At 77.3% G+C, this 6,629-nt stretch carries 6 protein-coding genes; 1 reads left to right on the top strand and 5 read right to left on the bottom strand.

The genetic code is table 11. The features are described 5' to 3' along the window. Positions 1 to 8: 8 nt before the first annotated feature. The 5 genes from GTQ99_RS17935 to GTQ99_RS25440 all read right to left on the bottom strand — a co-directional run bounded on the left by GTQ99_RS17935 (position 9) and on the right by GTQ99_RS25440 (position 5,576). Positions 9 to 791 carry a GPP34 family phosphoprotein gene (locus tag GTQ99_RS17935; protein ID WP_338075080.1) on the bottom strand — a complete coding sequence of 261 codons (783 nt, stop codon included), beginning with the start codon at positions 789 to 791 and terminating at the stop codon, positions 9 to 11. Between the two features lie 87 nt (positions 792 to 878). Next, positions 879 to 2,006 (bottom strand): cell wall-binding repeat-containing protein, encoded by a 1,128-nt coding sequence (locus GTQ99_RS17930; RefSeq protein WP_166617090.1) that lies wholly within the window; start codon positions 2,004 to 2,006, stop codon positions 879 to 881. A gap of 97 nt (positions 2,007 to 2,103) precedes the next feature. Continuing rightward, positions 2,104 to 2,838 carry a hypothetical protein gene (locus GTQ99_RS17925; protein ID WP_166617089.1) on the bottom strand — a complete coding sequence of 245 codons (735 nt, stop codon included), beginning with the start codon at positions 2,836 to 2,838 and terminating at the stop codon, positions 2,104 to 2,106. 150 nt (positions 2,839 to 2,988) lie between these two features. Beyond that, the gene (locus GTQ99_RS25445; protein WP_240897676.1) at positions 2,989 to 4,476 is read right to left on the bottom strand and encodes a GNAT family N-acetyltransferase; all 1,488 of its coding nucleotides are present in this window, start codon (positions 4,474 to 4,476) and stop codon (positions 2,989 to 2,991) included. Then, positions 4,362 to 5,576: a lysylphosphatidylglycerol synthase domain-containing protein gene (locus tag GTQ99_RS25440; protein WP_338075079.1), complete on the bottom strand. Its 1,215-nt coding sequence runs from the start codon at positions 5,574 to 5,576 to the stop codon at positions 4,362 to 4,364. Before GTQ99_RS25440 ends, GTQ99_RS25445 begins: the two co-directional genes overlap by 115 nt. Before the next feature lie 170 nt (positions 5,577 to 5,746). Between GTQ99_RS25440 and GTQ99_RS17915 the strand changes: the two genes are divergently transcribed. Continuing rightward, the coding region (locus GTQ99_RS17915) for a Tar ligand binding domain-containing protein (RefSeq protein ID WP_166617088.1) at positions 5,747 to 6,629 on the top strand (883 nt) is incomplete at its 3' end.

The following is a 6,629-nucleotide window of genomic DNA, read 5'->3' as shown; positions in this document are numbered from 1 at the left end:
GCGCGGGGTCAGTCGCCGCCGCCGCCACCCCCACCGGAATCGCCGCCGGAGCCGCCGCCGGAGTCGTGCGAGGAGTCGTGCGAGGCGCCGTCCGGCACCGGGCCGTCGCCGCCGGAGCCGACGCGGGCGAGCGCGGCCACAGCGACCTGGACGCCCTCCAGCGCCTCCACCGCCGCCTCGGGCAGCGCGCCCGCCCGCTCCAGCGCCTGCGCCAGGGCCTCGGCGGCCTCGTCGATGGCCTCCTCGGGCTCCAGGTCGGCCGGCAGCCCCGGCACCACCGCGCCCAGGCACCCGGCCGCCGACAGCAGCAGCACCAGGCAGGCCGTCCCCGGGTCCACCACCAGCGCCCGCCGGCGCCGGGAGGCGGCCACCAGCGCCTCGCGCACCTCCCGCTGCACCGGCAGGTGCGCGGCCTCCTCGGCCGGCCAGCGCACCGAGGACCACAGCAGCGACCGCCGACCGCGCACCTCGCGCACCGCGCCTGCCTTCCCCAGCGCCGCCACCGCCTCCTCCCAGACCGGGCCGCCCGCCACGGCCCGCACGGCCCGGCGGGCCGGCAGCGGGCGCTGGGCGAGCCGGGCCGCCACCGCCTCCAGGCGCGGCGGCTGCTGCCCACCCGCGGGGGGTGCGGGCAGCACCCGCAGCGCGTCCGCGTCGGGATCGGCCTCCAGCCGCCCGGCCAGCACGAGCTCGCACAGCAGGGCCCCCGCCAGCAGCGCCCGCGCCGAACGAGCGGGCAGCAGCCGCCGGCCGCCGGCGTCCAGCAGGAGCAGCGCGGCCCGGTCGGCCATCAGCACGGGGGACCTCCGACCGCGCGATCGACGGGGCGACCGACGGGGCGACCGACCGCGCGACCGACCGCACGACCGGCGCTCCGCTCAGGAGGCGCCACCTTCGACCTCCACCGCGCCGACGGCCGCCGCGCGCCCGAGGCCGTGGGTGTCGAACCACGCCTCGACGACCTCCTGGGCCGACGGCTCGTCGCCCACGAGCAGCGTGCCGCGGCCGAGCGCCCCGGCGGCCAGGGCGTCCACCAGGTGCCCCTGGACGCCGGGGGCGAGGACGACGTCGGTGGCGAGCGTCCCGCGGTCCACCCCCTCCTGCGCGAGGGCGGCGGCGGTGCCGTAGCGGTCGACGCCCGCGGCGCGGTGCGGGGCGGGCAGGGGCGCCAGCGCCTCCGGGGTCACCCCGGCCGGGCCGCCGGCGACCGTGGTGGAGGTGACGCCCCGCGCCGCCAGCAGCTGCCCGGCGGGGATCGGGTCGTCGTCGGCCACGACCACCAGCGGTTCGCCGAGCCGGGCGGCCACCCCCGCGGCGGCCAGCGCGTCGACGAGGTGGGCGTCCTCGCCGGAGGCCACCCACCCGTGGGCGGCGCGCGGCACCAGCGCTGCCACGGCCCGCGAGGTGGCGTAGCGGTCGGGGCCGGCGACGCGCTGCACGTCCGTCACGCCGAGCTCCCGCAGCCGCTGCACCACCCCCTCGCCGAGGGCGTCCGGACCGCCGATCAGCAGCACCGAGCGCACCCCGCGACCGGAGAGGTGGGCGGCGGTGGCCGCGGGCAGGCCGTCGCGGCTGGCGAGCAGCACCGGCGCGGCGAGGCTGCGCGCCAGCGGAGCGCTGGAGAGGGCGTCGACGAGGTGGGCGTCCTCACCGCTGACGAGGACCGCGACGTCCGCCTCGGGGAAGCCGTGCTCGGCGATCTCGACGGCGGTCGCGAAGCGGTCCGGACCGCTCAGCCGCACCAGCTGCCCGGGCGTCCCGCTGGGCAGCGGCGCGCCCCGGTAGCTGCGCGCGCCGGCGCAGCCCGGGTGCTGCACGGGCGGCGCCGGCGCGCAGACCGGGGTGAGCGTCTCGAAACCGGGTTCGGGGGCGGCGGCGGCCGGGGCGGCGGCCGCCGTCGCGAGCAGCGGGAGCGCCAGCAGCAGCGCGGGCAGCACCCGCGGCCGGCGCGCGGACGTGCTCTCGGACGTGCCGGTGGACGTGCCGGCAGGCGTGCTCGGGGTCACGGGTCCCTCCGTGGACGAGGCGGTGGTGGCTGATCGCCGCGAGTGTGGCAGCCGCGACCGCCCGCGCGCCGGGGTTTGCGCGGAGCCCGGGGAGGCGTCAGCAGGCGGAGGGGACCTGGTGCTCACGGGCCGCCACCGGGGCGCTCGCGGCGCGCGGCTGCGGGCGGGCCGCGCACGCCTCGATCGCCGCGGTCAGCAGCTCACGCAGCCTGCGGTCGGCGTCGGGCACGCAGGCGCGCGCGATGCCCTCCGTGGCGCAGGCGACGATGCGCGGCGCGACGACGCGGCGGAACTGCGCCGGAGCGGCGTCCGCGTCCTGCCCGTGCAGGCGGGCGAACCGCTCGGCCCAGCGCTCCGCGCCCGGCGCCTGCCGCAGCGCCGCGGCGACGGCCGCGTCCCGGCGCACCGCACCGCCCGCCAGCCGGGCCGCCACCCGCTCGGTGCTCAGCAACCCCACCGCCAGGACGCGCTGGCGCTCCTCGGCGACCACCGGGAGGGCGGCCACCGCGGCCAGGCGGGCGATGCGCACGTCGATCCACGGGTCCTCGCCGCGCGACCCGACGACCGAGGGCACCAGCTCGAGCAGGAGCGGGCGGGCGGCGTCGGAGGTGCGGTCGTTGACGTCGCGGGCCACGGCGGCCAGCAGCGGGTGGGTGCACGCGGGGTGGTCGCTCCAGGGTTCACCGGCCAGGTGGGAGGCCAGCTCCATGAAGCAGGCGCCCTGGCGCGGGCCGCGGTGCCGGCCCCGGCTCAGCAGCGGGACCCCGTCGGGTGCACCGGCTCCCCGGCCGGTGCGCACCCCGCGCGGCAGGAGCGGCAGGGACCAGGACATGGACACCCCCACGGACCGACAGCAGCGTCGCGGACCAGCTCGTGGGACCAGTGTGCGCGTCCCCGTGCGATGCGCAAGGGCTGCGACCGCAGCGGTTCCCCCGGTGGTTCCCCAGGGGGTGCCGCCGGGAGCGGGCGGGCGCCCGCCCGGTCAGCCCCGGACCACCCCGCGGATCCCGCCGCCGACCAGCGCCGCCACGTCCAGCATGACCGTCGGCAGGGCCAGCCCCCCGGGGGCGGCCACGTAGCAGGTGCGCCAGCGGGGCTGGAAACCCTGCTTGAAGGCCCGCAGGCCCTTGAAGTTGTAGAACCGCTCGCCGTGGGTCCACAGCAGGTGCCCGATCCGGTCCCAGCAGGAGGCGGTGGCGCCGGTGCGCAGCCCCGCCAGCGGCGCCACCCCCAGGCTGAACGACGTGCAGCCGTTCTCCTTGGCCCACAGGATGCACTCGACGAACAGGAAGGTCATCACGGTGCGGGGGCCGTCGGGCAGGCGGCGCATCAGGTCGACCTGCACCTCCCGGCCGTCCCCGCCGACCCACAGGGTCGCGAAGGCGACGACCCGCCCCTCCTGGCGCGCCACGACCAGCGGGAAGCGGCGGACGTAGTCCTCGTCGAAGGCGCCCAGGGAGAACCGCTTCTCCTTGCCGTTGCGGTGCGCGAGCCACGCCTCGGACACCTCGCGCAGGGCGGGCAGCAGCGCCTCGACGTCCTGCGGCGCGACGAACTCGACCGCCAGGCCCAGGCGCTGGGACTTGTTGCGGCAGTTGCGCAGACCCACCCTGGTCTTGCCGCTGAGGGTGAACTCCCCGAGCGGGACGACGGCCTCCTCCCCCAGCTTGGCCAGGCTCAGCCCGCACTCGCGGTAGAGGTCGGCGTGGTCGGCGAGCACGTTGTAGAAGACCGGCCGGCCGCCGTGGCGGTCGGTCTCCTCCAGGAAGCTGCGGACCAGTTCGCGGAAGTCGGCCGGGTCGCCCACCGGGTCGCCCATGACCACCCAGCTGCGCCCCTCGACCTGGTACATCAGGAAGGACGTCCCGCCGGGGCTGAAGTGGAAGCGCTTGTCGCCGGTGAAGGCCAGCTGCGAGGTGCAGCGCCCCGACCGGGCGACGACGTCCGCCACCCGGGCCATCTCCTCCTCGTCGGCGGCGCGCGCTCCGGGAGCAGCCGGCTTCAGGAGGCGGCGCCCGCCGATGAGGACCCCGACGGCGCCCGCGACCATCGTGAGCCGGTCCGCTCCCGGGGTGTCGCCGGAGATCGAGGCCACCAGCAGGGGCGCGTCGACCGCACCGCCGGCGCCGTTGAACTCGTGCCACCAGACGGCCACCCCGACCAGCACGGCCGCGGTGATCGGCCACACCGGGTTCTGCGGCCGGGCGAAGAGGGCGCCGCGGTGGAACGCCGGGCGCGCCGGCAGCAGCAGGAGGGCGAGGACGGCGGTCGCGGCGGCCAGCACCAGGTCGCCGTGCGCGGCGGCGATCCCCGTGACGGCGACCAGCAGCGCGAGCGTCGCCGCCCAGGCGCGCTTCAGCCGGCGGTGCAGACCGCGGGCCATGAGCAGGGCGGACAACCCGGCCAGGCTGATGGTGACCGCCGAGAGGTCCAGGGCCCGGGGGCCGGGCAGGTCCCCCACCACCAGCATGGACACGCCGGCGCCCGCGACGCTGAGGGCGAGCACGGTGGGCGTGAGCACGGCGGGCGGGCGCGCGGACGAGGCCGGTGCGCAGGCGCCCGGCGCGGAGGGTTCCGGCGCAGGGGGTTCCGGCGCGGGGGGTCCCGGTGCTCGGCTCGGCCCGCACCCCCGCACCGGCGGACCTCGTGCACGACGAGGAGCACGGCCGCCAGCAGCAGCGGCAGCACGAAGTAGCAGAGCCGGTAGGCGACCAGCGCGACCGCGAGCCCCGCGGGCGGTGTCGTCGACCCGATGAGCACCACCAGCGCCGTCTCGAAGACCCCCAGCCCACCGGGCACGCCGGTCACCAGCCCGGCGACGGTGGCGATCGAGAAGGCGACGGCGAAGGCGAGGAGCGGGAGCCTGCCCTCGGCGGGCAGCAGGACGTGCAGGGCCGCGGCCATGGTCAGCCACTCGAACGTCGACAGCAGCACCTGGGCCACCGCCAGGGCGGGCGAGGGCCGCTCGACGCGCCGCTCGCGCCAGCGGATCGGCCGCCCGGCGCAGGCCCAGAGGAGGTAGCCCGCCACGGAGGCCAGCAGCAGCGAGCCGAGGACGACGACGGCGGCGCCCGGCAGGTGCAGCGCCCGGCCGGCCGTGCGCGGGTCGAGCAGCATGCCGCTGCCGGCCAGCACCGCGGCCCCCAGCGCCAGGGTGACCGCGTTGAAGCCGACGATCCGGGTGATGGCGGACCCGGGGACCTGCCAGCTGGAGTAGACGCGGGCCCGCAGCGCCGCCCCCACCACCGCGGAGGCGCCCAGGTTGTTGCCGAAGGCGGTGGCGACGAAGGAGGCGAGGCCGTAGCGGCGGTAGGGCAGGGGGTGCCCGATGTAGCGCAGCGCCAGCGCGTCGTAGCCGGTCATCGCCAGGTAGGAGGTCGCCGTCGCGGCCAGGGCGGCCGGCACGACGCCCGGGCCGAGCGCCAGCAGGTCGCCGCCCAGGTCCGCCCAGGAGTGGTGGCGGAAGGTCCGGTGCAGCAGCACGGCCGCCGCCGCGAGCAGCCCCAGCGTGAGGAGGGGGGCGAGCAGGTGGCGCGCCGGACCGGTCGACCGCCTGGGCGAGGAGCTCACGAATCAGCAGTCGGCACTCCGGCACCCGCCCTGGAGCGGCGGCGGGGGTGCGGACCCGGCCACCGGCACCGGGTCCTCGGCACGGCCTCAAGAACGACACGTGTCGACCGAAGGAGGAGTGAGGCGTCAACAACCCGCCTTTCGTGCTGCACCTGAGGAGCCACCCGCTGATGACGACCCTGCGCGACCTGAAGGTCGCCTCCAAGCTGTTCGCCGGTTTCGGCGTCGTCTGCCTGCTGCTGGCCGTCGTGGTCGCGGTCGGCATCTCCCGCCTGGGCTCCTCTCAGGCCAACCTGCACGGCTTGTCCACCAGCGGGGTGGCTTCCGTCCAGTACGTGGGTGACGTGCGGGCCTCCTTCCTGCAGATGCGTCTGGACATCACCAGCGCCGCACTGCCCTCCACGCCCGAGCAGACCGCGAAGCAGCTCGACGCCATGGCTGGGGCTGACGGGGTCTACGACGAGGCGTGGAAGGCCTACCAGGCTTCCAGCCCGAACGCCCGCGCCGAGGACCGCGACGAGGTCGAGGAGCTGCTGGCCCAGTACCGCACCTCCCGCGAGACTCTCGTCGCGGCTGCGACGAACAAGGACATCGACGCCTACGTCGCTGAGCGCGACAGCACGACCGCACCGATCGCCAAGGAGATCACCGCACAGCTGGGCGTCCTGCGCGACGCGGAGGCCCAGGCGGCCGCCGACCTGGGCGAGCAGGGTTCTTCCGACTACCACACCGCCGTCACCCTGCTCCTGGTCATCGGCGCCGCCGCCCTGGCCATCGCCACCGCCGTCGCCATCGCCGTCGCCCGCTCCATCGCCGGCCCCCTGGCCAAGACCCTCACCGTGGTCCGCGGCCTGGCCGAGGGCCGCCTGGACCAGCGGGTGGCCATCACCACCAAGGACGAGGTCGGGCAGCTGGCCAGCGCCCTGGACGCCACCATGGAGCGCCTGAGCGCCACCATCCGCGCCATCGCCGGCGGCGCCACCACCCTGGCCACCTCCTCGGAGGAACTGACCACCGTGGCCACCCAGCTCTCCTCCGGCGCCGAGGAAGCCG

Origin of the sequence: Kineococcus vitellinus, assembly GCF_009906315.1 — a bacterium.
GTDB lineage: Bacteria > Actinomycetota > Actinomycetes > Actinomycetales > Kineococcaceae > Kineococcus > Kineococcus vitellinus.
This window is presented reverse-complemented; position numbering and strand designations above follow the sequence as displayed.

What these genes read in the sequence shown, in the direction of transcription:
- GTQ99_RS17925 (WP_166617089.1), bottom strand. Translation starts at nt 2,838, where the DNA reads ATGTCCTGGTCCCTGCCGCTCCTGCCGCGCGGGGTGCGCACCGGCCGG.
- GTQ99_RS17935 (WP_338075080.1), bottom strand. Translation starts at nt 791, where the DNA reads ATGGCCGACCGGGCCGCGCTGCTCCTGCTGGACGCCGGCGGCCGGCGG.
- GTQ99_RS25445 (WP_240897676.1), bottom strand. Translation starts at nt 4,476, where the DNA reads ATGCTGGTGGTGGGGGACCTGCCCGGCCCCCGGGCCCTGGACCTCTCG.